The sequence below is a fragment of the Microbacterium sp. 11MF genome (assembly GCF_000383475.1).
In the GTDB taxonomy this organism is placed as follows: domain Bacteria; phylum Actinomycetota; class Actinomycetes; order Actinomycetales; family Microbacteriaceae; genus Microbacterium; species Microbacterium aquilitoris.
On sequence record NZ_KB911461.1, the window covers coordinates 288,214 to 314,474 of the forward strand.

Sequence of the window (26,261 nt, forward strand, 5' to 3'; positions counted from 1 at the left end):
CATGTTCCCACCGTCGGCAAGGTGCGGGTGGGGGAGGATGGGAGGATGACCGCCGACGCCGCCACCGACCTCATCTCGCAGGCCCGACGGGCGCGGGTCGCCGTCGTCGGGGGCGGGATCGCCGGGCTCGTCGCGGCACTCCACTGCGCGAAGGTCGGGATCGGTGTGACGCTGTTCGAGGCGGGCGATCGCCTCGGGGGGATCGTCGCCTCCGCCGAGCTCGATGGGACGATGACGGATGTCGCGGCCGACGGCTTCCGCGTCGCCCCCGGCGCCCTGGCCGAGCTCATCGACGAACTGGGCCTGCGCGACGCCGTGGTCCCGGCGCAGGATGCCGACACCTGGGTCGCCGGTCCGCACGGCGTCGCGCCGCTGCCGGCGGCGTCGATCCTCGGCATCCCGGCCAACCCGTTCGACCCCCGCGCGCGCCGGATCATCGGTGCACGCGGCGCGTGGCGGGCGTACGTCGACCGCCTGCGCCCGCCGCTCACGATCGGTGCCGAGCGGAACCTCGCCACCCTCGTGCGCCAGCGCGTGGGGGCGCGGATCCTGGACCGCATGGTCGCGCCCCTGACGTACGGCATCCATGGCGTGCCGCCCGAGCAGGTGGACGTCGATCGCGCTGCTCGCGGTCTGAACTCGGCGCTCACCCGCACCGGTTCGCTCTCGGGTGCGGTCGCGCAGCAGCTGGCCAGGAAGGATGACGCCGACCCTTCCCGCGCGAGCATCGCGGGTGGGATGTCGGTGTTCGTCGATGCTCTCGCGGAGCGCCTGACGGACCTCGAGGTCGAGATCCGCTTGGACACGGAGGTCGCCGCGATCGAGCGCACGGGTGCCGGGTGGTCGCTGTCGTGGGCGGCGGCCGACGGCGAGAGCGGCGTCCACGAGGTCGATGCGATCATCGTCGCGACACCCGAGCGCACCGCTCGACGGCTGCTCGCCCCGCATCTGGACGGCCTCGACGGCCCGATCCTCTCTCCGGAAGACGTCGATGTCGTGACGCTCGTCCTCGACGCCCCGGGCCTCGACGCGCGTCCGCGGGGACACGCGGTCTACGCCGTCCCGGGCGAGGCGGCGGCGCTCGCGGTCGTCCACGCGACGGCGACGTGGCCGCACGAATCCGGTGAACCGCACATCGTCCGTGTGACCCTGCCCGCAGGCGGAGGGATGGACGCCGAGGCGATCGCCGCAGCCACCGCAGCGGCCGCCGAGCTCCTCGGCGCCGACGTGGGCATCGTCCGCGCCGCGTACCGGGCGCGCTGGCCGCGTGCGCTGCCGTCGTCGGCCCTGTCGCCCGCGCGGGACGAGCTGCGCCGTGCGGCCCGCACGAACGAGCGCCTCGGCGTCGTGGGTGCCTGGATCGACGGCACCGGGCTCGCCCGGGTCGCCACCGATGCCGAGACCGAAGCGGAACGCATCCGATCGGGCCTCCTGTGGCACTCCGACGGTGAGGGTGCAACGACCTGAGCCGCCTGTCAAGGGTGGATACCGCGAACGGCATGCGCCGATACGCTGGGTGCTCGGCACCACATCGCTTCGAACGTGAGGAATCGCCATGAAGGGCAAGATCGGAATCGTCGTCGGACTCACCGCCGGCTACGTCCTCGGGGCCCGCGCGGGCCGCCAGCGCTACGAGCAGATCAAGGACGCCTACCTGCGGGTGTACAACACGCCCGCCGTGCAGAAGCAGGTGGACAAGGTCGCCGAGTTCGGCAAGTCCGCCGCGTTCGCCCTGCCAAGCGTCCTCTGGAACGGTGCCGTCAAGGTCACCCGCGCCGCGACCACCTCGGGCACCCCGGGCCAGAAGCTCGACGCCGCGCTCGACGCATCCGAGGATGCGGCCGACGACGTGAAGGATGCCGCCAAGACCACCGCTGACGCCGTGTCCGGCTCCGCGAAGAAGCCGGCGAGCCGGGCCTCGTCCGGTTCGACGGGCGGCTCGCGCAAGAAGCCCTCGTCCGCGTCATGAGCACCCCCCGCGGATTCCGGGACCGCCGCGACGAGAGTCTCCTCGGTCTCGTCGGAGAGCTGCCCGAGCTCGTCAAGAACCTGATCGTCGCCGAGATTAACGCGGCGAAGACGTGGGCGGCGCGGACCGGGAAGGATGCCGGCATCGTCGGCCTCTGGTTCGTCCTCGCCCTCTTCTTCCTGTTCTGGACGGTGCCGGCCATCGGCGCGTTCACCGTCATCGGGCTGTCGTCGTGGATGGCGCCCTGGCTGGCGGCTCTCATCCTCGTCGTGCTCGGATTGCTGCTGGTGGTCATCACCGCGTTCCTCGGGTACCTGAGGGTCCGGCGTATGAAGAATCGTGAGAATCCCGCGAAGGCACTGTCTACCGACGCCCGAATCGTGAAGGAAGTGGCCGATGAGTTCTGACCTCCCCCGCACCGCCGTCCCGCTCGGGATCACCGACCCGGTCGAGCGTGCGCGCGCTGAGCTGAAGGCGGCCCTCGCGGCCATCGAAGAGAAGGCGAACGTCCCCAAGCGGGCGGCTCGCGCCACGCGGCGTGCGCAGGTCTCGGCGCGTGGCTTCGCGGACCGCAACCCGTCCGGTGCCGCAGTCGCCGTGGTCGGCGCTGCGCTGGCCGTCGGCGTGGTCGTCTGGGGCGTCGTCCGCCTGTACACGCGCTGACGCCTCCCCGCGTCGTCGCTCCCGACGCCGGGGGTATGCTCGGAACAGGCAGCGGCGACGGCGCGAGTGCTGCCGACGACACGGTCCCGAACGTGCGCATCCGCGCTCATGTCGATGAGCGTCGGCCGTCTCGCTGCGGGGCGGCCACCGCCTATACGAGAGTCGAACCATGAACACATCCGCTGCGACAGCACCGAAGCCCCTCAAGGGCTGGCGTGTGCTCGTCCCGCGCGGAGGTCCCTGGGGTGACAGCGTCGCCGCCGCTCTGCGTGCCCAGGGAGCGACGCCGGTCATCGCCCCGCTCATCAACTTCGCACCCTCCGAAGACCCGACCGACCTCGAATCCGCACTCCGCGACCTCGCCTCAGGCGCGTTCGACTGGGTGACCCTCACGAGCTCGACCACGGTCGACGTCCTGCATGCGTACCGAGCGGTCATCCCGCACACGACGCGCGTGGCCGCCGTCGGCGAGACGACCGCCGCCGCTCTCGGCGCCGTCGGCTACCGCGTGGATCTCGTCCCCGAGGAGGACAACTCCGCCGCCGGCATGGCCGCTCAGCTCATCGCGCTCGAGCCCGACCCGATGCGCGTGCTCACGCTTCGCAGCGAACTCGCCAAACCCGTCCTGACCCGACTGCTCGAAGAGGCGGGGCACGACGTCCGGAGCGTCATCGCGTACCGCACCGTCGGCGTGCCCGTGACCGACAAGGTCGCCACCGATGTCCGTTCCGGACGCATCAACGCGATCCTCGTCACGAGCGGATCGGTCGCCGAGCAGGTGTACGAGCAGTTCCCCGAGATCCCCGAGGCGACCGTCATCGCCGCCATCGGCCCCCGTACCGCGAAGGATGCACGGCGTGCGGGCCTCGGCGTCAGCGTCACGGCGAAGGAGCAGACGGTCGCCGGTCTCATCGCCGCCGTCGGTCAGTTCCCGCTCCCGCACGCGATCGACGAACTCGCCCCTCCCACCGGTTCGTTCCCCCGAATCCAGGGCTGAGGCCGTGGTCGAGACCGTATCGTTGCGGCTCGGGCATCCGTCGCGGTGGATGCGTTTGGCAGACTGATCCCATGGTGACGCTGCTGCTCGATTCGTCGCGACTGGAGGTCGCGCTCTCCGCCACCGAGCGTGTGCTGGCGTTCCGCAAGGATGCCGTCCGCGTCGAGCGCGCGCACATCGTCAAGGTGCAGCTCGTCGACGATCCGTGGACGTGGCTGCGCGGCGTCCCCGCTCCCGGCACCGTCGTCCCCCGGACGGTTGCCATGGGGGTCTGGCGTTCCGCCGGCGGCGACGATTTCGTCCTCGTCCGGCGTCGGAGGCCGTCGGTCGTGATCGACCTCGAGGGCGACGCGGAGTTCCAGCGGCTCGTGATCACGACCCGCCACGGTCTGGCGCTCGTGCAGGCGCTCCGCCTCGACGTCGAGGATGAGCCGACCGACGTCGTCCAGCTCGTCACGACCGAGATCCCGGTGCAGAGCGGCGATGCCTCGGCGGGCCCGACGGGCCGGCCGTCCCGGCGTCGCGCGCCGCGCCCGGCGCAAGCCTGACCGGTACAGTCCTGACCGACGCCGCTCTCGGCCGGTGCGGGGGAGCGGCCCGGTAACGTTGCCCGGGTGAGTGAACCCGCGGCATCCCCTCTGCTCGTCCGTGCGGAGGGCAGTGTCGGGCGCATCACCCTCGACCGGCCCGAAGCGATCAACGCCGTCGACCACGGCATGATCCGCGGCATCGCCGACGCGCTCGACCGCTGGGAGCACCATCCCGACATCCGCCTCGTCCTGCTCGACGGCGCGGGTGACCGCGGCTTTTGCGCCGGCGGCGATGTCCGGACCCTCCGCGAGCAGATCCTGGCGGGAGATGCCGAGGCCGCGATGGGCTTCTTCCGAGACGAGTACGCGCTCAATGCGCGCATCGCCGCTTACCCGAAGCAGATCGTGGTCTTCGCCGACGGCGTCACGATGGGCGGGGGGATCGGCTTGGCCGGTCACGCCTCGGTGCGCATCGTGACCGAGCGTTCGCGCCTGGCGATGCCCGAGACGCGCATCGGTTTCACCCCCGATGTCGGCGGCTCGTGGCTGCTCGCGCACGCTCCCGGCCGCATCGGCGAGTACCTCGCGCTGACGGGCAGGACGATGGATGCCGCCGACGCGATCTACGCCGGATTCGCCGACCACCTCGTGCCCGCCGATCGGCTGGACGACGTCCGCCACGCGCTCGTCACGCGCGCCGACCCCGACACCCCGACCGAGATCACGATGCTGTTCGATGAGACGCCCGAACCGTCGCGCCTGGCGTCGGCGCGCGGCTGGATCGACGACGCCTTCGCGGCTGAGACGGTCGCCGACGTCATCGTGCGCCTGCGGGCGCGGCCCGAAGCGGATGCCCGCGCCACCGCGGACGAGCTCGAGACCCAGGCGCCGACGGCACTCATCGTGACCCTGGCCGCCGTGCGGTCCGCCCGAGGGGTGCCCGGGCTGCGGGCGGCGCTCGCGCAGGAGTACGCCCTGGTCGAGTGGTTCGGGCGGACGCAGCCCGACCTCGTCGAGGGCATCCGCGCGCAGCTCGTCGACAAGGATCGCTCGCCCCGGTGGCGGCCGGCGACCCTGGCCGAGGTCCCTGCGGGCACGGCGGCGCAGGCGCTGTCGTCCGCCCCCACCGTCCCCCTCTGGAGCTGACGTGTTCGACAGTCCTCTCTCCGCCTCGGCCTACGAGGTGCTCGGCGTCGCGGTCGATGCGACCGACGACGATCTCCGCAAGGCCTATCGCCTGCGTCTGAGGCAGACCCACCCCGACACCGGCGGCGACGCCGCTCAGTTCGTCCAGGTGCAGCGTGCGTGGGAACTCGTCGGCACCGCCGAGGCGCGCGCCTCGTACGACCGGGGGCAGGGGTTCGGAGACACCGTGTCGTACGCGCCCGACGCGTCCGCTCCGATGTGGCGTCCGGCCGCGCGCCAGACCGACACCCGGCCGCGCGCCCGGTCGTTCGGACAGCCCGGCGGCTGGCGCCGCGAACGCTACCTCGACCTGATCCGCGAGTGGGCCGGCCGCGGCGTCGACCTGCCCGATCCGTACGACCCGGCCCTGGTGCGGAGCGCCCCTCACGAGGTGCGGCGGCTCTTGGCGGACGCGCTCGCCGAGGAGGCTACGGCGCGCATCGTCGCCGAGCTCGGGATGGGGTACACGGTCTGGCACGACGTCGCCGCCGACCGCCGCGATCCCGACGTGAAGCTCGATCACATCGTGCTGGGCCCGAGCGGCCTGTACGCCGTTCTCTCGGAGGACTTCGGAGCGCCCGTCCGCACCCGCCGGGGCGAGATCGAGGGCGACGCGGTCGTGGGCTCGCCGGTCGCGCAGCTCGTGCTCGCGGCGCGCGGGCTCGGCCGCGCGGCGAAGGTGAAGTTCAGTGCGGCGCTCGTCGTCCTGCCCGACGACGACGTCGTCTCGGCGGTCGAGGAGCTCGGCAAGGTGAAGGGTCTCCCCGTGGCCGTCGTCGCCCGCAGCGCCCTCGCGACGGTGCTCCGCCGTGGCGTCAGCGGAGCGCGCGAGATCGGCGGCAACGAGCTGTTCGACGTGCGGACCCGACTGCAGCAGACGGTCCGGTTCGCCTGAGCGTCAGCCGCCGATGCCCGTGAGTTCGAGCGGGTGCGTCAGCCGCCACCAGGCGTCGGGGCCGGGCAGGGCTTTCTCGACCCTGAGCGGCACCTCGACCTCGGCTGCCGGACCCGTCAGCGTGAGGTCTCCGGCGTCCGCGCCTGCCGTCGCATCGCCCTCGACGTCGAAGGATGCCGCGCTCTTCGCGGTCGCGCCGTTCCACAGCAGCAGCGACGCATCCTTCTCCGTGACGATGCGGCTCTTCGCGCCCCACGCCGTCCTGGCCTCACCGACGACGGTCCCCGCCGGAAGGACCGTCGGAGCAGCGGCCTCGTCGGCGAGGTCGCCGAGCAGGCGCTCGGCCTCGCCGGCACGCGCATCGTTCGTGAGCTGCCCGGCGACCGAGGCGAAAATGGTCGTGGGGATGCCGCCGACGTCGATCTTCTGCGCGGCGACGAGGTTGTAGTACCCCGCGTAGCTACCGGTCTTCAGCCCCACGACGCCGTCCGTGCCGAGGAGGGCGTTGGTGTTCTCGAACGTCCCCGCGCCGGGGAGCTCCGCGGTCTTGGTCCCGACGATCTCGGCGATCACCGGGTTCTCGAGGGCCTTCTCGGCCAGCGCGATCATCGCCGCCGGGGTCGCCACGTTGCCGCGGTCGTAGCCGGAGGCATCCGTCACCGTGATGCCGTCGAGGCCGTTCTTCTCGAGCCACGCATCGGCAGCCGTCGCGTAGTCGGCGACGGAGCCGAACGCGTCGGTCGCGAGACGGTTCGCGTAGTTGCTGGCCGACGCCATCAGCATGCCCTGGAGCATCTGGTACTCGGAGAGGGAGCCGTCGTCGGGCACGTTCAGGGCCGACTGGTTCTGCGCGACGTAGCGCCAGTACTCCTGCCGGTCCGCGAAACCGAAGTCGTAGGCGGGCCCCTGCTCGCCGGACGCGAGCGGCTTCTGATCGAGGATGACGAGGGCGGTGACGAGCTTCGTGGTGCTCGCCATCTGTGCGGGATCGTTCGACGAGACCGCCGCGGGGAAGCCGTCGATGCCGACCGCGGCCTCGCCGGCGGCGGGCCACGAGATGGCGCTCGGAGCACCGGCCAGCGGCGCCGTTTCGGTCGCCGTCGCCGTCGCTGTGGTGGACGAGAGCGGCCAGAGCAGCATGGCCGTCGTGTAGGTCGTCGCAAGGGCGACGATCGCGAGCGCGGGAATCCCGATCACGCGTCCGCGGATCCGCCGCCGACGTCGCATCGGCGGCAGCAGGTCGTACGCCGCCCCGCCCGTCGCCGGGGCGACGCGGGTCGTCGGATGCCCGTCGTCGTCGACCCAGGCGAGAGCGAGCCTCGTCGCCGGCGCGGGGTCGTCGGAGGGTCGGGTGCGCCGGGGCCGGCGCGTGCGGGTAGCGGCGTCGTCCACGGTCACGGGACCACGGTATCGCGCCCGGGGCTGCGGCTATACTCGACCCACAACCACGGGAGTCCGGTGAGCCGGGCTGAGAGGAAGCGACCCACGCTTCGACCGTCGAACCTGATCCGGATCATGCCGGCGCAGGGAGGAGAACACACATGCATGCTGTCGCGTCCGAAACCGACACGCTCACCGCTTCGTCACCGAACCGCTCCCGCTGGCGCGTCGTCGACATCGTCGTCGCCGCCGTCCTCGGCGTCGCCGTCGGACTCCTGTTCTGGTTCTGGAACGGGGTCGGCTACGGCTGGTTCGAGGTGATGGATGCCGCGACCCCCGGCCTCGGCGGCTTCGCCGTCGGCATCTGGCTGATCGGCGGTGTCATCGGCGGTCTCGTCATCCGCAAGCCCGGTGCCGCGCTGCTGGTCGAGGTCGTCGCCGCCGTGGTGTCGATGATCATCGGCAACGTCTGGGGCGCCTCGACCCTGCTGTCGGGTCTCGTGCAGGGTCTCGGCGCGGAGCTCATCTTCGCCGTGTTCCTCTACCGCCGCTTCGGAATCGGGGTGGCCGCACTCGCGGGCGTCGGCGCGGGCGTCGCGGCCTGGATCTTCGAGTTCTTCTTCGGCTCGTCGCCCAACATCGCCAAGACGCTCGAGTTCAACCTCATCTACCTCGGCACGATCATCGTCTCGGGCATCGCGCTCGCCGGTGTCGTGGGGTGGCTGCTCGTCCGCGCCCTCGCCAAGACCGGCGCACTCAGCCGGTTCGCGGCCGGTCGAGAACAGGCGGACGAGGTCTGACCGGCGGGTCCCGGCCCGCGGGACTGCGCGCCCGCGGGTGGGGTTGGCGCTACGCCGGCCGGCGCCTCCCCGCCGTGCGCGAGGTCGATCTCGACATCGCGCCCGGGGAGCGCGTGCTGCTCCTCGGTGCGTCGGGTGCAGGCAAGTCGACGCTCCTCGCCGGGATGGCCGGTCTGCTCGGCGGCGACGAGGACGGAACGACGTCGGGGCGGATGACCGTCGACGGTGCCGACCCGACCACCCAGCGCGGCCGGGTCGGGCTCGTGTTGCAGGACCCCGACGCCGGTGTTGTCCTGTCCCGTGTCGGCGACGACGTCGCCTTCGGGTGCGAGAACCTCGGCGTCCCGCCCGAGCGCATCCCCGAGCGGGTGCGCGCGTCGCTCGACGCCGTCGGTCTCGACGTGCCCCTGGACCGCGAGACGGCGAAGCTCTCGGGCGGACAGAAGCAGCGCCTCGCGATCGCGGGCGTGCTGGCGATGGATCCCGGCCTGCTCCTGCTCGACGAGCCGACCGCCAACCTCGACCCCGTGGGGGTGCGAGAGGTCCGGGCCGCGGTGGGGCGGGCGGTGGATGCCACCGGCGCCACGCTCGTCGTCATCGAGCACCGCACGGACGTCTGGGTCGACCTGATGACGCGCGTCGTCGTGCTCGACGCGGACGGGGGTCTCCTCGCCGACGGCACGCCCGCCGAGGTGTTCACGCGTCACGCCGACGCGCTCCTCGCCGCGGGGGTCTGGCTGCCGGGGCATCCCGTCGACCTCCCCGCGCTGCCGTCGGCCGCGGCGGGCGGTCCGGTCGCCCTCCGCGCTCGCGGGCTCGCTGTCTCGCGCGACGGGCGGACCCCGGTGCGCGAGGGACTCGACATCGACGTGTCGGCAGGCGCGGCATCCGTCGTCACCGGTCCGAACGGCGTCGGCAAGTCGACCCTCGCCCTCACCCTCGCGGGGCTCCTGCCCGAGTTCGCCGGCACGGTCGAGGCCGTCGTCGTCCCGTCGGGACGGAAGGGCCCGCGGCCGTCGCGGTGGACCTCGCGCGAGCTGCTCACCCGCATCGGCACCGTCTTCCAGGACCCCGAGCACCAGTTCCTCGCATCGACCGTCCGCGCCGAGCTCGAGGTCGGTCCGCGCGCGCTGAAGCTGCCCGCCGCTGAGATCGATGCGGTCGTCGACGGCCTGCTCGACAGGCTCGGGCTCGCCGCGCTCGCGAGGGCGAATCCGTTCACCCTGTCGGGCGGGCAGAAGCGGCGGCTGTCGGTCGCCACGGTTCTCGCCACGTCCCCCGAGGTCATCGTCCTCGACGAGCCGACGTTCGGGCAGGACCGCCGCGGGTGGGCGGGCATCGTCGCGCTCCTGCAGGAGCAGATCGCCGGCGGCCGGGCGGTCGTCGCGGTCACCCACGACGAGGACGTCGTCCGGCTGCTGGGCGGACAGCGCATCGACCTCGGGGTGGTGGCGTCATGACGCTCGCGCGCTCCGGCATCGAGACGGCGAGGCGGGACGCCTGGCTCGACGGCGTGAACCCGGCCGTCCGCATCCTGATCGCCTTCGTCCTGTCGATCCCGCTGCTGACGACGATCGACGCGGTCAGCGCAGCGGTCGCGGTCGTGCTCCTGACGCTCTGCATCCCCCTGACCGGCATCGGCGTCGGGACGGTCCTCCGCCGTATGGCGCCGATCCTCGTCCTCATGCCGGTCGCGGGGCTCAGCATGCTGCTCTACGCGGAACCGGGCGGTCGGGTCTACGCGTCGTTCTGGTACGCCACAATCAGCGACGACTCCATCGCCTTCGCGGTGGCCGTCGGCATCCGCGTCATCGCGTTGGCCCTGCCGACGATCCTGCTGTTCAGCCGCGTCGATCCGATCGAGCTCGCGGCCGCCCTCGCCCAGATCGTGCGGCTGCCGGCGCGGCTCGTGCTCGGCGTTCTGGCCGGCACGCGGACGCTCGGCCTGTTCGTCGACGATTGGCGCGCGATGCGGCTCGCGCGGCGGGCCCGCGGCGTGGGGGACAGGAACGCGGTGCGCCGGTTCTTCTCGATGGCGTTCGTGCTGCTCGTGTTCGCGGTGCGACGCGGGACGAGACTCGCGACGGCGATGGAGGCCCGCGGGTTCGGCTCGGCGATCGAGCGCACGTGGGCGCGCACGTCACGGCTCTCGTTGCGGGACGCTGTCGCCGTGGTCGGCGCCCTCGCGATCATGGCGGCGGCGATCGGCGTTGCGGTGGCCGTCGGCTCGTTCCGGTTCGTCTGGATGTGACGCGCCTGGCGCATCCGTCGCGCGGGCGCCCTCAGCACACGTACGCGAAGCAGATCGAGCGGGGCATCGTCTCGGCGTACGGCTCGTAGACCGGGATGCGGGTGAACCCGAGCGACTCGTAGAGGGCGACCGATTCGGGCTGCGGGATGCCGGTCTGCAGGATGACGCGCTCCGCGCCGCCCGTGCGGGCCCGGTCGAGGGCAGCATGCATGAGGGCGCGTGCGATGCCGCGACCCCGGGCCGCCGCGGTGACGACGAGTCGCTTGATCTCCCATTCGTCGCCGAGGCGGCGGAGGATGACGTGGCCCGTGGGGGTGCCGTCGGCATCCACCGCGATCAGCGTCGAGACGATGTCATCCGGGTGCATCGCGAGCGCGCGGGAGCGGGCGGCGCGGCGTTCGGCCGGCTCGTCGCCGTGGAACCCGTCGTAGCGGGCGCCGAGGTCGGCATCCAACTCGTCTCGGAGTGCCGTCGCACGCGGGTCGTCCCACGCGACCTCGAGGAGGCGGGGTCCGGTGCTCGTCCGTTCGCTCACCGGACGAGCCTATGCGCCCGGCCGCGGGTCGGTCTTCGCTCGCGCCATGTGGCGGGTGTTCCGCGCCGCGCGTCGCCCTTCGGCGCGAGCGAACCACCCCCGGGCTGGTAGCGTCCGCGGTATGACCGCCGGCACCGCAGCGTCGCGCCCCACCGGGGTGGCCGCGGTCCTCGCGGTCGCCGTCATCCAGGTGCTCGCGATCGTCGTCACCGCGGTGCTCTGGTTCTTCCACACCGTCTTCGCCGGCGGTGCCTGCGGGGCGTCGTGCGACGGGGCTGCAGCGGATGCCGCGGGCATGCTGTTCGTCGCGGCGGTGGTAGCGAGCATCCTCGTCACCGTGTCCGCGGCGGTCGTCGCCCGCCGGGCCGGCCGGGACCTCGCCTGGGTGTCGCTCGTCTCGACGGCCCTCGTCGTCGCCGGCTACCTCGCCGCGGTGGCGGTGTTCGACGCCGCCATACGGTGACGCCTCACGTCGCGTTCCACAGGTCGCGGTAGTACGCGAGGCGTTCCTCGTCGGGGTCGACGCCGTACGCCTCGAGCAGCAGAGCGTCCCAGCCGGGGCCGTAGTTCCAGCCGGTGCTCATCGCCGCAACGGCGATGTCGCCCCAGCGGTCACCGAGTCCGAGCTGCCCCAGGTCCACGTGACCGCTCCACCGGCCGTGGTCGCCGATCAGCGTGTTCGGCGCGCACGCGTCGCCGTGGCACACGACGAGCTGCTCGATCGGCGGCCCGTCCCGAAGGTCGGCCGGCACGACGACACCCCGTTCCGCCGCGTTCGCGACCCGCGACGGCACGGTCCAATCGAAGGGGCAGGATGCCACGGGCAGGCTCTCGTGCAGCGCGCGAAGGCCCTCGCCGATTGCCCGGACCGCCGTCTCGGGACGCGCCACCCAGTCGGGGTGCACCGCCGAGAGCCCGGCGATCGATCTGGTGACGAGCCACTCGGTCTCACCGTCGTCGCCCTGCTCGACGACGGTCGGTACGCGGATGTACGGCGCAGCCCAGGCCAGCCGTTCGGCCTCGTCGGACATCGAGGTCTCGAGGTGGACCGGTCCGATCTTGATGTAACGCTCGTCGTCGGTGCGCAGCGTCATCCCGCCGAGCTTGTTGGTCCAGACCGGCGTCAGGGCCGCGCCGCGCGCGAGCCGGCGCGCGATCGGCGGCACCGGAGCGTCGTGCTGCGGGATCGACATCCCCTCATCCTGCCGTTGCGGGGACGGGTTTGTCGTGCCCGCAGCGTGGGACGGCTAGCCTGGAGGCATCCCGTCGCCGTGGCACCCAGTCGCGCGTCGGGTGGAACCCGATACCGTTCGAAGGAGAGCGCATGGACATCGCCGGATCATCCGCCGTCGTCACCGGGGGAGCCAGCGGGCTCGGGCTCGCCACCGCTTGCCGCCTCGCCGCGCAGGGCGCGCACGTCGTCATCGTCGACCTGCCGTCGTCCGCCGGAGCCGACATCGCGGCCGAGCTCGGTGGGACGTTCGCCGCCGCCGATGTGACGGATGCCGCCCAGGTCGAGGCCGCGGTGGCCGCGGCATCCGCCGTCGCCCCGCTTCGCGTAGCCGTCAACTGCGCCGGGATCGCGCCGCCCGCGAAGGTCCTCGCACGGGACGGGTCGCCCAACCCGGTCGCGGACTTCGAGCGAATCGTCCGCATCAACCTCATCGGCACGTACACCGTCATCGCGCACGCGGCGGCGGCGATGGCGGCGACCGAACCCACGGCATCCGGGGACCGCGGCGTCATCGTGGGCACCGCGTCCGTCGCCGCCTTCGACGGGCAGATCGGCCAGCCTGCGTATTCCGCGAGCAAGGGCGGCGTGCACGCCATGACCCTGCCGATCGCGCGCGAGCTGGCGCGCTCCGGCATCCGCGTCTGCACGATCGCACCGGGGATCATGGAGACCCCGATGCTCGCCGGCCTCCCCGAGGCGGCCCAGGAGTCTCTCGGTCAGCAGGTGCCGTATCCCGCCCGGCTCGGCAAGCCCGACGAGTACGCGGCGCTCGTGCAGCACATCGTCGAGAACGGGTACCTCAACGGCGAGACGATCCGCCTCGACGGCTCGATCCGCATGGCCCCCAGATGAGTGGAGAACCGATGAGCGACACGATCCTGCTGCAGCGCGACGGCGCCCTCGCGCGGCTGACCTTCAACCGCCCCGCGTCGCTGAACGCGATGGACTTCGAGATGGGCACGCGCTGGCGCGACCTCGCGCACGAGCTGACGAGCGACGACACGGTCGGGGCGATCGTGCTGGATGCCGCGGGCCCGGCCTTCTGCGCCGGTGGCGACGTCGTGCAGATGGCGACCTCGGGCGGCAGCGGCGACACGATCACCGAGATGGCCGGGGTCATCCACGACGGCATCCGGACGTTCGTGGAGTCATCGATCCCGATGGTCGCCGCGGTGCAGGGCGCGGTCGCCGGCGGTGGACTCGGCCTGATGCTGACGGCCGACTACGTCGTCGCCGCGCCGCGCGCCATGTTCGTCAGCAAGTACGCGAACATCGGCCTCACGCCCGACCTCGGCGTCTCGACCCTCCTGCCCGCCGCGATCGGGCAGCGTCGGGCACTGCAGCTGCTCCTCACCGACACGACGATCGATGCGCCCACGGCGCTCGAGTGGGGGCTCGTCGCGGAGGTCGTCGACCAGCCCCGCGAGCGTGCCGAGCAGATCGCGCGCACCTGGCTCGACGGTGCCACCGGCGCGTTCGGCCAGGCGAAGCGCCTGGTCCGCACCGGTGCGCACCGGTCCTTCGCCGACAACCTCGACGACGAGGCCCGCACGATCGGCGCCGCGTTCGACACCGCCGACTCGAAAGCCCGCGTCGCCGCGTTCGCCGCGGCATCCCGTTCGCGTCGATCCTGATCCCCTGGAGAACCCATGACCCTCGCCGGAAAGACCATCCTCATGTCGGGCGGCAGCCGAGGCATCGGCCTCGCGATCGCCCTTCGCGCCGCCCGTGACGGCGCGAACATCGCCCTGCTCGCCAAGACCGACACGCCTCACCCGAAGCTCGAGGGCACCGTGCACTCCGCCGCGGAGCAGATCCGTGCGGCCGGCGGCAACGCGCTGCCCATCGTCGGCGACGTCCGCGACGACGGCGACATCACCGAGGCCGTCATGAAGACGCAGGGCGAGTTCGGCGGCATCGACATCGTCGTCAACAACGCGTCGGTCATCGACCTGTCGGGCTCGCTCGAGCTCGCCGCGAAGAAGTACGACCTCATGCAGGACGTCAACGTGCGCGGCACCTTCATGCTGTCGCGCGCGGCGCTGCCGATCCTGAAGGATGCCGCGAACCCCCACATCCTCTCGCTGTCGCCGCCCCTCAACCTGTCGCCGAAATGGCTCGGCGCGCACACCGGCTACACGCTCGCGAAGTACGGCATGACGATGGCGACGCTCGGCATGGCGGCGGAGTTCGCGAAGGACGGCGTCGCCGCCAACACCCTCTGGCCCCAGACGACAATCGCGACGGCCGCCGTGCAGTTCGCCCTAGGCGGCGACCGGATGATGAAGGTCAGCCGCACGCCCGAGGTCTACGCCGACGCGGCGTACGAGGTGCTCCGCAAGCCGGCCCGCGAATACACCGGTCAGTCGCTCATCGTCGAGGACGTCTTGCGGGATGCCGGTGTCACGGACTTCTCGGGCTATGCGGCGACGCCGGGCACGCCCGACAGTGAGCTGTTCCCCGACATCTTCCTCGACTGACCCGTTCGCGGAAGCAGGAGTCTCGGCGCGACACGCCGAGGGTCACGAGCGGATGCCGGGGCGTCGCGCCCGATCCATTGCATCCGCGCACGCGCAGGCGCCGCCGCATCCGCGCACGCGCATCGACCGCCGCGCGCAGCCTCAGACGAGGCCGAGCTTGACGAACGCGTTCCAGACGCCGTCGTCGAGCACGTCGGTCGTGACGTTCCCGGCGCGCTCCTTGAGGGCGGGGTCGGCGTTGCCCATCGCGACAGGGGAGCCGACGACGTCGAACATCTCCGCGTCGTTCCAGCTGTCGCCGATGCCGATCGCGTCGGCGACGTCGAGGCCGAGCGTGTCGAGGACCCGGAGGATCGCCGACCCCTTGTTCACGCCGCGCAGGCCGATCTCGCCGTTCGATCCGCCGGGGAGCGGGATGCTGCCGGGGATGACGTGGAACCGGTCGCCGAGGTCGGCCTGGGCCCGGTCGACGCTGTCGGAGCGCTTGCTGATGAACGTGGTCTTCGCGATCGCGTCGAGGTTCGCTTCGCTGATGGGTCGATACGTGACGATCGGCTTCGGCTCGATCGTGTCGGTCTGGCCGAGCCGGCGCGCCTCTTCGAGGTGGCGCTTGCGGCGCTCGGCGAAGTACTCGTCCAGCATCCCGCCGACGCCCTCGCTCGCGAAGACGGCTTCATCGGACTGCAGGAAGAAGTCGATGTCCTCGGACTCGAAGTACGAGATCAGCCGGTCGGTGTCCTCGCGGGGCATCGGGTCGGCGAACAGCAGCTCCTCGCCGCGGACGGCGTACGCGCCGCCGTTCGTGATGGCGCCGTCGTATCCGATCTCACGGACCTCGGGGTGGATGTCGCCCGCCGCGCGTCCCGTGCAGAGGTAGACCAGGTGCCCGTTCTCACGCGCCGTCCGGATGGCGGTGATCGTCGAGTCGGCGATCGCCGTCCCGTGCTCGAGGATGGTTCCGTCCACGTCAAGGAAAGCGATGCGCGTCATCCCTCCATTCTCCCGGATGGAGATGGACGGCCGGTGCGCGCCGGGGTCAGAGCTTCTTGCGCAGGAAGACCTGCTCGGTGCCGTCGCCCCCGGGCACCCGCTCGCTCTCCTCGTACCCCTCGCGCTCGTACAGGCGGATGTTCGCCTCGCTGAGCGACCCGGTGAACAGCTCGGCCGTCGTCGCGCCGGCCTCACGGCCCCGCTCCTCGACCGCGGTGAGCAGGCTCGTGCCGAGCCCGGAACCCTGCTGGTCGGGGGCGATCGCGATGCGGCCGATGAGCAACAGATCCCCGTCGACGCGGGCACGCACGCAGCCGACGATGCGCTCGCCCTCGAGAGCGACGCAGCCGAGGTTCTCCTCGAGCTCGGCCCGCACCTCGTCGAGGGTCTGCGTGAGCGGCGGCATGTCGACCGCGTTGTAGATGAGCGCCTCCTGCACGAAGGCGGCCCGTTGCAGGGTGAGGACCTCGCCCGCGTCGTCGACGGAGATCGGGCGGATGCGGGGAGTCGTCACATCATTCATCGTAATGCGGGACCGGGGCCGAAGCCCCGCGAGCCTAAAGTGACCGCATGCCCGATGTCCGCACCGCGATCGCCGACCGCCCCCTGATCCTGGACGGGGGACTCGGGACGATGCTCGAGGCTCGGGGGCACTATCTCACCGGCGCGCTCTGGTCGGCCGGCGTCCTCATCGACGCGCCCGGAGACGTCCGCGACGTGCACGCCGAGTTCGTCGCTGCGGGCGCCGAGGTGATCACCACCGCCTCGTACCAACTCGGGTACGACAACCTCGGCGCGGCCGGGTACGACGGGGCGGCCGTCGACGGGCTGCTCGCGGCGTCGGTCCGGCTCGCCCGCGAGGCGACGGAGGGGCGGGCGCGGGTCGCGGCATCCGTCGGTCCCTTCGGAGCCGTGCGCGCCGACGGCAGCGAGTACACGGGCGACTACGGGATGACGGTCGCCGACCTCGCCCGCTGGCATCGCCGTCGGATCGAGGTGCTCGCCGTTGCGGGACCCGACCTGCTCGCTATCGAGACCATCGCCTCTCCCGCCGAGGTCGAGGCGATCGCCCTCGCGCTCGAGGGGATCGACGTCCCGGCATGGATCTCGCTCTCGGCAGCGAGTACGGCGTTCGAGGGCGACGGCCTCGCAGGCGCGCTCGCCGCGGCGGCCTCCGCCCCGGGCGTCGTCGCGGTCGGCGCCAACTGCTGCGCGCCGCCGCTCATCACCACCGTGCTCGACCGTGTGCCGACGGGGACGGCCGCCGTCGTCTACCCGAACAGCGGCGAGACGTGGGACGCGGCATCCCGGTCCTGGCGGGGCGAGGCGGGAGCGGCGTTCACCGAGGCGGAGGCATGGGTGGATGCCGGTGCCCGCCTCATCGGCGGATGCTGCCGGACGACCCCCGCCGACATCGCGGCGCTCGCCGCACGGCTCGGCGGCCCGGGACACAGCGATGCGGCCGTGGCGAACCACGACCGCATCGGGGGGTGAGTCAGCGCGAGAGCGATTCGCCGTTGGTGCGGATCACCTCGGCGTACCAGTCGAACGACGCCTTCTTGTAACGCTCGAGCGATCCCGATCCGTCGTCGTTGCGGTCGACGTAGATGAATCCGTACCGCTTGCTGAGCTGCGCCGTCGACGCCGAGACGAGGTCGATGCAGCCCCACGTCGTGTAGCCCATGAGATCCACGCCGTCGGCGATCGCCTCGCCGACGGCCTCGAGGTGCGCCTGCAGGTAGGCGATGCGGTAGTCGTCCTGGACGGTCTTCACACCGTCGACCTCGACCAGCTGGTCCTTCGCACCGAGGCCGTTCTCGACGATGAACAGCGGCTTCTGCCAGCGGTCCCAGAACTGGTTGAGCACGAGGCGAAGGCCCACGGGGTCTATCTGCCAGCCCCACTCCGACTCCTTGAGCGTCGGGTTCTTGACGCCGCCGAAGAGGTTCCCCTCGCCCATGACGCGCTTCGACTCGTCGGTCGTCTCGCAGATCGAGGAGTAGTAGCTGAACGACACGAAGTCGACGGTGTTCTCCTTGAGGAGCGTCCGGTCCTCGTCGGTGATGTTCAGCTCGACGCCCTGTTCGCGCAGGCTCCGCAGGTAGTAGCCGGGGTACTCGCCGCGCACGTGGATGTCACCGAAGGCGAGGTTCACGCGCTCGGTCGTGAGGGCGGCGAACACATCGTCGGGGTTCGGCGTCAGCGGGTAGACCGGCATCGACAGCACCATGCATCCGACCTGCGCGTTCGGCGCCAGCTCTCGGGCGGCCTTCGTCGCCAGGGCGGATGCCACGAGCTCGTGGTGGATCGCCTGGTACAGGTCCGAGGGGGACAGCTGGTCCTTCGGAGTGTTGATGCCGCCCGACATGAACGGGGCGTGGACGATCGAGTTGATCTCGTTGAAGGTCAGCCAGTACTTCACGCGCGCGCCGTATCGCGTGAACAGCGTCCGCACGTAGCGCTCGTAGAAGCCGATCATGTCGCGGTTGACCCAGCCGTCGTAGGTCTCGGCGAGGTGCAGCGGGGTCTCGTAGTGCGAGATCGTGACGAGCGGCTCGATGCCGTGGCGCTCGAGCTCGTCGAGGACGCGGTCGTAGAAGGCGAGGCCGGCTTCGTTGGGCTCGGTCTCGTCGCCCTTCGGGAAGATGCGGCTCCAGGCGATCGAGAACCGGAAGGTCTTGAACCCCATCTCGGCGAAGAGCGCGATGTCCTCGGCGTAGCGGTGGTAGAAGTCGATGCCGACCTGCTTGAGGTTGTCGTCCGTCGGGCCGTCGGTCCGGGGGGTCATGATGCCCTGCGGCATCACGTCCTGGATCGAGAGTCCCTTGCCGTCTTCGAGGTACGCGCCCTCGAGCTGGTTCGCGGCGGTCGCGCCGCCCCAGAGGAAGCCGTCGGGGAACGAGATGGTGCTCATGAGTCGCTTTCGTGTCGTGTCGTGTGTCTTCGAGGGGGAGGATGGATGCCGGGTGCCCCGCTTCGGGTGCGGGACACCCGGCATCCGGATCGGGTCAGGCCGTGACGGCAGCGGACTCGACCGAGACCGCCGTGAACAGCGGCTCGCCGTGCGCGACGGGGCCCGAGGCGCGGTCCGTGATCGCCGGGTAGAGCTCGCCGTTGGTGACGACGACCGGGGTGGTCAGGTCGTACCCGGCCTTCTCGATCGCGTCGCCGTCGAACTCGAGGAGCAGATCGCCGGCCTTCACCTGCTGGCCGGTGGTGACCTTCACATCGAAGTGCTGTCCGGCGAGCTTGACGGTGTCGATGCCGATGTGGATCAGCACCTCGGCGCCGTCGGCGTGACGCAGACCGATCGCGTGACCGGTCGGGAAGGCCGCGGCGACCGTCGCATCGAACGGCGCGTACAGGGCGCCGCTGCGGGGGAGGATCGCGACGCCGTCGCCGAGCGCACCCTCCGCGAACGCGGCATCCGGCGTCTCGGACAGGTCGACGACCGTCCCGTCGAGCGGGCTGAGGACGACGAGGTCGTTCTCCGCCGAGGCCGGCGCGGGGGCGGCATCCTCGGCCGGCTCGACGAAGCCGACGATCGCGGTGAGCAGGAACGGGACGACGATCGCGACGGCGAGGCCGATGATGAGCATGATCATGTTGCCGTTGCCGAAAAGCGCCGGGAGGGCGAGACCGGAGGGGACGACGAACGCCTTCGCGAAGACGCCGCCGATGCCGATGATCGCGCCACCGATCGCGCCGCCGACGATACCGAAGGCGAACGGGCGCTTGAGCGGCAGGTTGATGCCGTAGATCGCGGGCTCGGTGATGCCGGCGAGGAAGCCCGACAGTGTCGCGGGCGCGGCCAGCGACTTGAGGTTCTTGTTGCGGGCGCGCAACCAGACGCCGGCGACGGCGGCTGCTTGCGCGAGGACGGCGGCGAACACGGGCCCGACGAGCAGGATCTGCCCCGTCGTCTGGAACTCGAGGGTGAACAGCGGGACGAGGCCCCAGTGCAGCCCGAAGATCACGAAGACCTGCCAGAGGCCGCCCATGATGGCGCCGCCCGCCCACGGAGCGTTGTCGAAGACCCAGCCGATGCCCTTGCCGAGGCCGCCGCCGAGGAGGTCCGAGATCGGGCCGATGACGACGAACACGAGAGGCACGGCGATCAGCACCACGATCATCGGGGTCATGAAGCGCTTCACCGCGCCCGGCAGGACGCGGTAGAGGAACTTCTCGGCGTGGCTCTGGAGCCAGACGACCACGATGATCGGGATGACGCTCGAGACGTAGCTGACCATCGTGAACGGGATGCCGAAGAAGGTGAGACCCGGCTGGCCCACGAGGCCCGCCATCGTCGGGTAGACGAGGGCTCCGGCGATGGCCAGCGAGGTCCACTCGTTCGCCTTGAAGTACCGCGCGGCGGTGATAGACAGCGCGATCGGCAGGAAGTTGATGAACGCGTCCGACAGGGCGTTGAGGACGGCGTAGGTGGTCGTGTCCGTCGTGATCCAGTTGAAGGTCACCGCCGCGGCCAGGAACGCCTTCAGCAGACCGGTTCCGGCGAGCGCCCAGAGGACGGGGGTGAAGATCGACGAGATCATCGAGATGAAGCGGTTGAACAGATTGCCCTTCGGGGCATCGTTCGCGGCGCCGTCGGAAGAGGCTGCACCGAGCTTCGAGATCTTGCCGATCTCGGCGAAGACGTCGGGAACGTCGTTGCCGATGACGACCTGGTACTGGCCACCGGCCTGAGCCACCGTCACGACACCGGGCGTCGCCTTCACGGCGGCGGTGTCGGCCTTCGACTCGTCTTTCAGCACGAAACGCAGCCGGGTCGCGCAGTGCACGAGTGAACTGACGTTCTCTTCTCCGCCGACGCCCTGGAGGACTCCGGCCGCGGTCTTCGAGTAGTCCATGGGGACACGCTCTTCCTTGCCGCATCGGCGCGGCAGTCTCGGGTGGGGCACGCGTCGGGTCCGTTTCCGGGCAACAAAAAAACCTGAACTCGTTCATCGCTCGAAAGCGATGTGAGTTCAGGTTTTGCCTGCTGCCGCAGTAACAATCCGTCGCGTGCAGGGCTGCATCGCCCTGCGGAACGTCACGTTAGCATGCGCCCGCATGAAAGCGCCAGGGGTTCAGTCCTCGGCGGTCCCCGTGGCTGCGGCGCCGACCTGGGAGGCCAGGCGCTCGACGTGGACGATCACGTAGAGCAGTTCCTCATCCGTCAGCTCTGACTCGGTCGCCGCCATGACGTAGGCCTTGACCTCCTGGGCGATGGCGAACGAGCGCGGGTAGCTGTGCTTCGCGAACTCGAAGAACGAGCTGTCTCCGCTGCGGAGCATCGTCCGCGACACGAGACGCTGCAGCAGGAACTGGATGTGCAGGACGAACCGCGCGTAGTCGGGGCTGTCGACGTCCAGCGAGACGCCGAGGCCGTTCTCGACCGTCATCACGACGTGCTGCACACGCCGGAACAGCAGTGCCGCCGTGCCGTTGGGTTCGTCGCGGGTCGCGTTGAGGACGTGCATGGTGAGGAAGACGGCTTCCTCCGCGGGCAGCTCCGTGTCGAGGGCAGCCGAGATCGACTCGGCCATGGCCTTGGCGGCCGCGAACTCCGCGGGGTGCAGGACCCGCAGCTCCGGCATGTTCGCCACCGGGATGCGGATCCCCTTCGCGAGCCGCTCGAGCACGAACTGCACGTGATCGATGACGGCGATCGTCAGCGGGCGGCCGAGCTGGTGACCGAGCGATCGTTCGGCCTGGTCGACGGCCCGGGAGACCGCTTCGATGATCGCGTACGGGGTGTCGGTGAGCATGCGGCGCTCGCGCTCGCCGTCCTCCCCGGTGTCGAGGATGAAGGTCTTCTCGACCTTGGCGGGGTCGAGGGTGTCGGACGGCTTCAGCTGGAACCCCAGGCCGCGGCCCATGAGCACCCGCTCCCGACCCTGCTCGTCGAGGGAGATCACGACGTTGTTGTTGAGCACCTTGTGCGCAACCGTTCCGCGACGCTGCGGAGCCCCATCCGTCATGGCGACGAGTCTAGGGCCGCCCGGCATCCGCCCAGCCCGTCCCGGTAGCCTGGGACCATGACCGAGTCCCCCTCCGCGCGCCCTGAGGGCATGTCCGCCGTGCGCACGACATCCCCCAAGCAGGTGCGGCCCGCGACCGAGGGGTGGACGCAGGCGAAGGATGCCGAGGGTCGCCCGCTCCTGCAGTTCGCGAGCCCGAAGCGCGGCAAGCCGCCGGTGCACCTCGCCGACCTCGATCACGCCGCGCGCGTCGAGAAGCTGACCGAGCTCGGGATGCCGGGCTTCCGCGCCGGGCAGCTCGAGAAGCACTACTTCCAGCACTACACGTCGGATCCCGCCCACATGACGGACCTTCCGGCGGGCAACCGCGAGGAGCTCGTCGGTGGGCTCCTGCCGAACCTCATGACCGAGGTGCGCCGCCTCGAGACCGACGGCGGCGACACGATCAAGTTCCTGTGGCGTCTGCATGACGGCGCCCTCGTCGAGTCGGTGCTCATGCGCTACACCGGCCGCATCACGCTGTGCGTGTCGAGCCAGGCCGGCTGCGGCATGAACTGCCCGTTCTGCGCCACCGGTCAGGCCGGGCTCACGCGCAACATGTCGGCGGCCGAGATCGTCGACCAGGTCGTCCGTGCCAACCGGCTCATCGCCGACGGCGGCCTCGGCGACCCCCGCAAGGTGGGACACAAGGACGAGCGCGTCACGAACATCGTCTTCATGGGGATGGGCGAACCCCTCGCCAACTACGCCCGCGTCATGCAGGCCGTCCGCACTATGGTCGACAAGAAGCACGGCCTCGGGATGAGCGCCCGCGGCATCACGATCTCGACCGTCGGCCTCGTGCCCGCGATCCGCAAGCTGAGCGCCGAGGAGATCCCGGTCACCTTCGCGCTGTCGCTGCACGCGCCCGACGACCTCCTGCGCGACGAGCTCATCCCGGTGAACTCGCGGTGGAAGGTCGACGAGGCCCTCGACGCTGCGCGCGAGTACTTCGAGAAGACCGGCCGGCGCGTCTCGATCGAGTACGCGCTCATCAAGGACATGAACGATCACGCCTGGCGCGCCGACCTCCTCGCCGAGAAGCTCAACCAGCGCGGCCGCGGCTGGGTGCACGTGAACCCCATCCCGCTCAACCCGACGCCCGGATCGATCTGGACCTCGTCGGACGTCGACGTGCAGAACGAGTTCGTCCGGCGCCTCAACGAGGCCGGCATCCCGACGACCCTCCGCGACACCCGCGGCAAGGAGATCGATGGCGCGTGCGGCCAGCTCGTGGCGACCGAGGACGACCAGGTAGCCGCGGCAGCATCCGTCTGAGCCCGGTCACGCGGGTGGCGACTGTGCCATCCGTCACGCCGGTGGCGTGAAGGCGATCGTCGGCCGACCGTCGTCGACCGTGACACGGCACCGGACGCCGTAGACCTCCTCGATGAGTCCGTCCGTGAGGACCTCGGCCGGAGGGCCGGCCGTGACGGCGCGGCCGGCGGCCAGGACGAGCACCTCGTCGCAGAACATCGCCGCGAGGTTGAGGTCGTGGAGGGCCACGACGGCGGTGACGGGGAGGGTCCGCACGAGGCTCAGCAGCTCGAGCTGATGGCGGATGTCGAGGTGGTTGGTCGGCTCGTCGAGTAGGAGCTCGCGGGGTTCCTGCGCGAGGGCGCGGGCGATCTGCGTGCGCTGCTGCTCGCCGCCCGAGAGGGTGTGCCAGCGGGCACCGGCCTTCGCCGTCAGGCCCGCTTGCGCGAGGGCGGCGTCAACGACCTCATCGTCGCGGGCGCGATCCGGCCCCCAGAGCGAGGCGTGCGGTGTGCGGCCGAGGCGGACGACGTCGCGGACCGTGAGGTCGACCTCGGTCGTCGCGTGCTGCGTGACCGCGGCGACGGTCCGCGCCACCTCGCGACGTCCGCGGTGCCGCAGGTCGGAACCGTCGAGCAGGACCCGGCCCGCGTCGGGTCTCGCGATGCCCTGCAGCAGGCGCAGGAGCGACGACTTGCCCGACCCGTTGGGGCCGAGGAGGCCGACGACGGATCCGGGCTTCGGTGCGAGCGAGACGTCGTCGACGACGAGGGCGCCACCGCGGCGCCACGACACGTGCTCGGCGACGAGACTCATGCGCGCCTCCGACGTCGGACGAGGAGGGCGACGAAGACCGGCACACCGATCAGCGCGGTGCCGACACCTACGGGGAGCGGTGTCGGCGCGAACGCGACGCGGGACACGGCATCCACCCCGATCATGAACACCATGCCGAGACCGATCGTCACGGGGATCACGCGGGCGTGACGGGAGCCCACGATCAGGCGTGCGGCGTGGGGCAGGACCAGCCCGACGAACCCGATCGCGCCGGCGACGCTGACGAGGGTTGCGGCGATCAGCGCCGTCAGGACGAGGAGCAGCATCCGGGTGCGCGCGACATGGATGCCGAGGGATGCCGCGACGTCGTCGCCGAACGCGAAGGCGTCGAGTGGGCGCACCGAGGCGACCGCGACGACCGAGCCGATGAGGACGACGACGGCGCAGAGGACGACGTCGTCCCAGCGGACGCCCTCGAGCGAGCCGAGGAGCCAGAACATCACGCCGCGCGTCTCGTCGGAGTCGGCGAAGGCGAACACGGCGAGTGAGGTGAGCGCGGAGAAGAACTGCGTCGCCGCGATGCCCGCCAGGATGAACGATGCGGTGCCCCCGCCCGTGAAGCGCGACACGACGAGGACGAGCCCGAACGCCACGAGTGCGCCGAGGAACGCGCCGCCCGAGAGGGTGAGGATGCCGCCGCCGATCCCGAACACGCCGAACAGGACCGCGCCGGTCGAGGCGCCGGAGGAGACGCCGAGGACGAACGGGTCGGCGAGGGGGTTTCGCAGCAACGACTGCAGGATGACGCCGCAGAGCCCGAGACCGGCACCGCACGCCGCGGCGACGAGCGCCCGGGGGAGGCGCTCCTGCCAGACGATCGCGTCGGCCGCGACGCGCACGGGGATGTCGGTGAGGCCGAGGTGGTTCGTGATCACGTCGCGGACGTTCACGAGCGACACGTTCGCGGGGCCGAGCGTCAGCGCGACGGCGATCGTCAGGACGACGAGGCCGACCGACAGCGCCGTGGCGACGATCGCGAGCGGGATGCGGCGGGCCCGGCGATGAGGCAGCGCCGCGGTGGCGGTCAGCGCCCCGCCTCGTTCTCGTCCCACCAGGCGCGGATCTTCTCGAGTCCGTCGACGAAGCGGATCGAGGGGTTCATCTCGGCGCCGTGCAGGGCGATGAAGCGGGTGTTCTTCACGGCGTCGAGCGAGCGGGTGACGGGGTCGCTCTCGAGGAAGGCGACCTTGTCGTCGAGTCGGTCACCGGGGAAGCGGTCGCGCTGCAGGTCGCCGAGGACGATCACGTCGGGCGCGGCGTCGACGACGGCCTCCCAGGAGGTGGCCGGCCAGTCGTCGGTCTCGGCGGGGAACGCGGGAGTCATGCCGGTCTCGCGCGCGAGGATCGCCGGGGCGCCGCTGCCGCCCGCGACGTAGGGCGTGCGGGTGTCGGCGAACCAGAACAGCACCTTCTCGCCGCCGAAGTCGACGCCCTCGACGGCTGCCGCGGCGCGCTTCTTCAGTGAGGCGATGAGCGCGTCGCCGCGGGACGGGACGTCGAAGATCTCGGCGAGCTCACTGATCTCGCGGTAGAGGTCGTCGACGGTCAGCGGGGCGGTGCGCGTCCCGCCGCCGTTGACGCTCCGGTCGTCGGAGCAGTCGGTGGGCGAGAGGTACGAGCCGATGCCGGTTTCATCCAACCGATCGCGCGTGACGACGCCGCCCTCGGCGTAGTGGCGCCCGAACGACGCCGTCACGAAGTCCGGATCGGTGCCGAGGACGACCTCGTAGGTCGGGGCGTTGTCCGCGAGGCGCGGGACGTCCTCGTTCGCCTCGGCGAGCGATGGGAGCACGGGGTCCGTCCACGACGCGGTGCCGACGATGCGGTCGGCGAGGCCGAGCGACAGGAGGATCTCGGTCGAGTTCTGATCGAGCGACACGACGCGCTGCGGCGCCGCATCCACCTCGACCGTCCGCCCGCAGTTCTCGATCGTGAGCGGGTAGTCGGTCGATTCCTCGCCGGAGGAGGCGGCCTTCTGCGTCACGACCTCGGAGGCCCCGCAGCCCGAGAGGGCGAGGGCGGCGACGGTCAGGGTGGCGAGCAGAGCGGAACGGCGGGGGAAGGGCATCGATGGTCTCTCGTCGGGGGCCGGGGACGTCGATGGTCGATCGTAGCAAGGTAAGCCTTACCTTCCCGAATCACCCCGCCGGGCACCGGGTGCCTCGACGCCGTCCGCCGCGTTTGGCGAGACTCTGTCAAGGGGCGAATCCGGACGAGGCCCGGGAGTAGCGTCGGTGA

Annotated in this window: 28 protein-coding genes and 1 riboswitch; of the genes, 17 read left to right on the forward strand and 11 right to left on the reverse strand. The window is 71.2% G+C overall.

The window, feature by feature from the left end:
* The first annotated feature begins 45 nt into the window (after positions 1–45).
* The 8 genes from H286_RS0113435 (at position 46) to H286_RS0113470 (ending at position 6,239) form a co-directional block, all read left to right on the forward strand.
* Entirely contained in the window at positions 46–1,467 is a 1,422-nt protein-coding gene (locus H286_RS0113435; RefSeq protein WP_020098575.1) for a protoporphyrinogen/coproporphyrinogen oxidase, read from the forward strand.
* A gap of 88 nt (positions 1,468–1,555) precedes the next feature.
* Complete coding sequence (locus H286_RS0113440) at positions 1,556–1,969, forward strand: hypothetical protein (RefSeq protein ID WP_020098576.1); 414 nt, start codon at positions 1,556–1,558, stop codon at positions 1,967–1,969.
* A complete protein-coding gene (locus H286_RS0113445) occupies positions 1,966–2,376 on the forward strand; it encodes a phage holin family protein (RefSeq protein WP_020098577.1) in 411 nt (136 codons plus the stop codon). Before H286_RS0113440 ends, H286_RS0113445 begins: the two co-directional genes overlap by 4 nt.
* A complete protein-coding gene (locus H286_RS0113450; RefSeq protein WP_018187465.1) occupies positions 2,366–2,632 on the forward strand; it encodes a hypothetical protein in 267 nt (88 codons plus the stop codon). Before H286_RS0113445 ends, H286_RS0113450 begins: the two co-directional genes overlap by 11 nt.
* A gap of 169 nt (positions 2,633–2,801) precedes the next feature.
* Positions 2,802–3,629 carry a uroporphyrinogen-III synthase gene (locus H286_RS0113455; RefSeq protein ID WP_018187464.1) on the forward strand — a complete coding sequence of 276 codons (828 nt, stop codon included), beginning with the start codon at positions 2,802–2,804 and terminating at the stop codon, positions 3,627–3,629.
* Between the two features lie 71 nt (positions 3,630–3,700).
* The gene (locus H286_RS0113460) at positions 3,701–4,177 is read left to right on the forward strand and encodes a hypothetical protein (RefSeq protein WP_020098578.1); all 477 of its coding nucleotides are present in this window, start codon (positions 3,701–3,703) and stop codon (positions 4,175–4,177) included.
* 66 nt (positions 4,178–4,243) lie between these two features.
* Complete coding sequence (locus H286_RS0113465; RefSeq protein WP_020098579.1) at positions 4,244–5,305, forward strand: enoyl-CoA hydratase/isomerase family protein; 1,062 nt, start codon at positions 4,244–4,246, stop codon at positions 5,303–5,305.
* Position 5,306: 1 nt separating this feature from the next.
* A complete protein-coding gene (locus H286_RS0113470; protein ID WP_020098580.1) occupies positions 5,307–6,239 on the forward strand; it encodes a J domain-containing protein in 933 nt (310 codons plus the stop codon).
* Positions 6,240–6,242: 3 nt separating this feature from the next.
* Here H286_RS0113470 and H286_RS0113475 read toward each other — a convergent pair whose 3' ends face one another.
* Complete coding sequence (locus H286_RS0113475; RefSeq protein WP_020098581.1) at positions 6,243–7,637, reverse strand: D-alanyl-D-alanine carboxypeptidase family protein; 1,395 nt, start codon at positions 7,635–7,637, stop codon at positions 6,243–6,245.
* Positions 7,638–7,676: 39 nt separating this feature from the next.
* Positions 7,677–7,786, forward strand: a riboswitch (TPP riboswitch).
* Between H286_RS0113475 and H286_RS0113480 the strand changes: the two genes are divergently transcribed.
* The 3 genes from H286_RS0113480 (at position 7,781) to H286_RS0113490 (ending at position 10,670) form a co-directional block, all read left to right on the forward strand.
* Complete coding sequence (locus tag H286_RS0113480) at positions 7,781–8,419, forward strand: ECF transporter S component (protein WP_018187459.1); 639 nt, start codon at positions 7,781–7,783, stop codon at positions 8,417–8,419. It overlaps the preceding riboswitch by 6 nt.
* A 74-nt stretch (positions 8,420–8,493) precedes the next feature.
* Positions 8,494–9,879: an ABC transporter ATP-binding protein gene (locus H286_RS0113485; RefSeq protein WP_020098582.1), complete on the forward strand. Its 1,386-nt coding sequence runs from the start codon at positions 8,494–8,496 to the stop codon at positions 9,877–9,879.
* Positions 9,876–10,670 carry an energy-coupling factor transporter transmembrane component T family protein gene (locus H286_RS0113490; protein ID WP_020098583.1) on the forward strand — a complete coding sequence of 265 codons (795 nt, stop codon included), beginning with the start codon at positions 9,876–9,878 and terminating at the stop codon, positions 10,668–10,670. Before H286_RS0113485 ends, H286_RS0113490 begins: the two co-directional genes overlap by 4 nt.
* A gap of 31 nt (positions 10,671–10,701) precedes the next feature.
* Here H286_RS0113490 and H286_RS0113495 read toward each other — a convergent pair whose 3' ends face one another.
* Complete coding sequence (locus tag H286_RS0113495; RefSeq protein ID WP_020098584.1) at positions 10,702–11,205, reverse strand: GNAT family N-acetyltransferase; 504 nt, start codon at positions 11,203–11,205, stop codon at positions 10,702–10,704.
* A gap of 121 nt (positions 11,206–11,326) precedes the next feature.
* Here H286_RS0113495 and H286_RS0113500 point away from each other — a divergent pair, with 121 nt between their 5' ends.
* The gene (locus H286_RS0113500; protein ID WP_020098585.1) at positions 11,327–11,668 is read left to right on the forward strand and encodes a hypothetical protein; all 342 of its coding nucleotides are present in this window, start codon (positions 11,327–11,329) and stop codon (positions 11,666–11,668) included.
* A gap of 4 nt (positions 11,669–11,672) precedes the next feature.
* Here the strand turns inward: H286_RS0113500 and H286_RS0113505 are convergent, their stop codons facing one another.
* On the reverse strand, positions 11,673–12,398 hold the full coding sequence (locus H286_RS0113505) for an aminoglycoside 3'-phosphotransferase (RefSeq protein ID WP_020098586.1): 726 nt from the start codon (positions 12,396–12,398) through the stop codon (positions 11,673–11,675).
* Positions 12,399–12,529: 131 nt separating this feature from the next.
* Here H286_RS0113505 and H286_RS0113510 point away from each other — a divergent pair, with 131 nt between their 5' ends.
* From H286_RS0113510 to H286_RS0113520, 3 genes are read left to right on the forward strand one after another with little or no spacing between them, the layout of a single operon-like run.
* Positions 12,530–13,291, forward strand: a complete 762-nt coding sequence (locus H286_RS0113510; RefSeq protein ID WP_020098587.1) for an SDR family NAD(P)-dependent oxidoreductase — start codon at positions 12,530–12,532, stop codon at positions 13,289–13,291.
* 11 nt (positions 13,292–13,302) lie between these two features.
* Positions 13,303–14,073: an enoyl-CoA hydratase/isomerase family protein gene (locus H286_RS0113515; RefSeq protein WP_020098588.1), complete on the forward strand. Its 771-nt coding sequence runs from the start codon at positions 13,303–13,305 to the stop codon at positions 14,071–14,073.
* 15 nt (positions 14,074–14,088) lie between these two features.
* The gene (locus H286_RS0113520; RefSeq protein ID WP_020098589.1) at positions 14,089–14,919 is read left to right on the forward strand and encodes an SDR family oxidoreductase; all 831 of its coding nucleotides are present in this window, start codon (positions 14,089–14,091) and stop codon (positions 14,917–14,919) included.
* Between the two features lie 141 nt (positions 14,920–15,060).
* Here H286_RS0113520 and H286_RS0113525 read toward each other — a convergent pair whose 3' ends face one another.
* Both H286_RS0113525 and H286_RS0113530 read right to left on the reverse strand, forming a co-directional pair.
* Positions 15,061–15,909, reverse strand: a complete 849-nt coding sequence (locus H286_RS0113525) for a Cof-type HAD-IIB family hydrolase (protein WP_020098590.1) — start codon at positions 15,907–15,909, stop codon at positions 15,061–15,063.
* A gap of 46 nt (positions 15,910–15,955) precedes the next feature.
* Positions 15,956–16,432, reverse strand: coding sequence for a GNAT family N-acetyltransferase (locus H286_RS0113530; protein WP_028497528.1), 477 nt, complete (start codon positions 16,430–16,432; stop codon positions 15,956–15,958).
* A gap of 47 nt (positions 16,433–16,479) precedes the next feature.
* On the opposite strand from H286_RS0113530, the gene mmuM reads away from it, so the two are divergent.
* Positions 16,480–17,403: a homocysteine S-methyltransferase gene (gene mmuM / locus H286_RS0113535; protein WP_020098592.1), complete on the forward strand. Its 924-nt coding sequence runs from the start codon at positions 16,480–16,482 to the stop codon at positions 17,401–17,403.
* 1 nt (position 17,404) lies between these two features.
* Here the strand turns inward: mmuM and H286_RS0113540 are convergent, their stop codons facing one another.
* The 3 genes from H286_RS0113540 to H286_RS0113550 all read right to left on the reverse strand — a co-directional run bounded on the left by H286_RS0113540 (position 17,405) and on the right by H286_RS0113550 (position 21,890).
* The gene (locus H286_RS0113540; protein WP_020098593.1) at positions 17,405–18,823 is read right to left on the reverse strand and encodes a glycoside hydrolase family 1 protein; all 1,419 of its coding nucleotides are present in this window, start codon (positions 18,821–18,823) and stop codon (positions 17,405–17,407) included.
* Positions 18,824–18,917: 94 nt separating this feature from the next.
* The gene (locus H286_RS0113545) at positions 18,918–20,777 is read right to left on the reverse strand and encodes a beta-glucoside-specific PTS transporter subunit IIABC (protein WP_020098594.1); all 1,860 of its coding nucleotides are present in this window, start codon (positions 20,775–20,777) and stop codon (positions 18,918–18,920) included.
* 219 nt (positions 20,778–20,996) lie between these two features.
* Entirely contained in the window at positions 20,997–21,890 is an 894-nt protein-coding gene (locus H286_RS0113550) for a PRD domain-containing protein (RefSeq protein ID WP_020098595.1), read from the reverse strand.
* A 90-nt stretch (positions 21,891–21,980) separates the two neighbouring features.
* Here H286_RS0113550 and rlmN point away from each other — a divergent pair, with 90 nt between their 5' ends.
* Positions 21,981–23,207: a 23S rRNA (adenine(2503)-C(2))-methyltransferase RlmN gene (gene rlmN, locus H286_RS0113555; protein WP_020098596.1), complete on the forward strand. Its 1,227-nt coding sequence runs from the start codon at positions 21,981–21,983 to the stop codon at positions 23,205–23,207.
* A 33-nt stretch (positions 23,208–23,240) separates the two neighbouring features.
* On the opposite strand, the gene H286_RS0113560 is transcribed toward rlmN, so the two are convergent.
* Genes H286_RS0113560 through H286_RS0113570 form a run of 3 tightly spaced genes read right to left on the reverse strand, consistent with a single transcriptional unit; the run spans position 23,241 to position 26,091 of the window.
* Positions 23,241–24,002, reverse strand: coding sequence for an ABC transporter ATP-binding protein (locus H286_RS0113560; protein ID WP_020098597.1), 762 nt, complete (start codon positions 24,000–24,002; stop codon positions 23,241–23,243).
* On the reverse strand, positions 23,999–25,075 hold the full coding sequence (locus H286_RS0113565) for a FecCD family ABC transporter permease (RefSeq protein WP_018187442.1): 1,077 nt from the start codon (positions 25,073–25,075) through the stop codon (positions 23,999–24,001). Before H286_RS0113565 ends, H286_RS0113560 begins: the two co-directional genes overlap by 4 nt.
* Complete coding sequence (locus tag H286_RS0113570; RefSeq protein ID WP_020098598.1) at positions 25,048–26,091, reverse strand: ABC transporter substrate-binding protein; 1,044 nt, start codon at positions 26,089–26,091, stop codon at positions 25,048–25,050. Before H286_RS0113570 ends, H286_RS0113565 begins: the two co-directional genes overlap by 28 nt.
* Between the last annotated feature and the right edge of the window lie 170 nt (positions 26,092–26,261).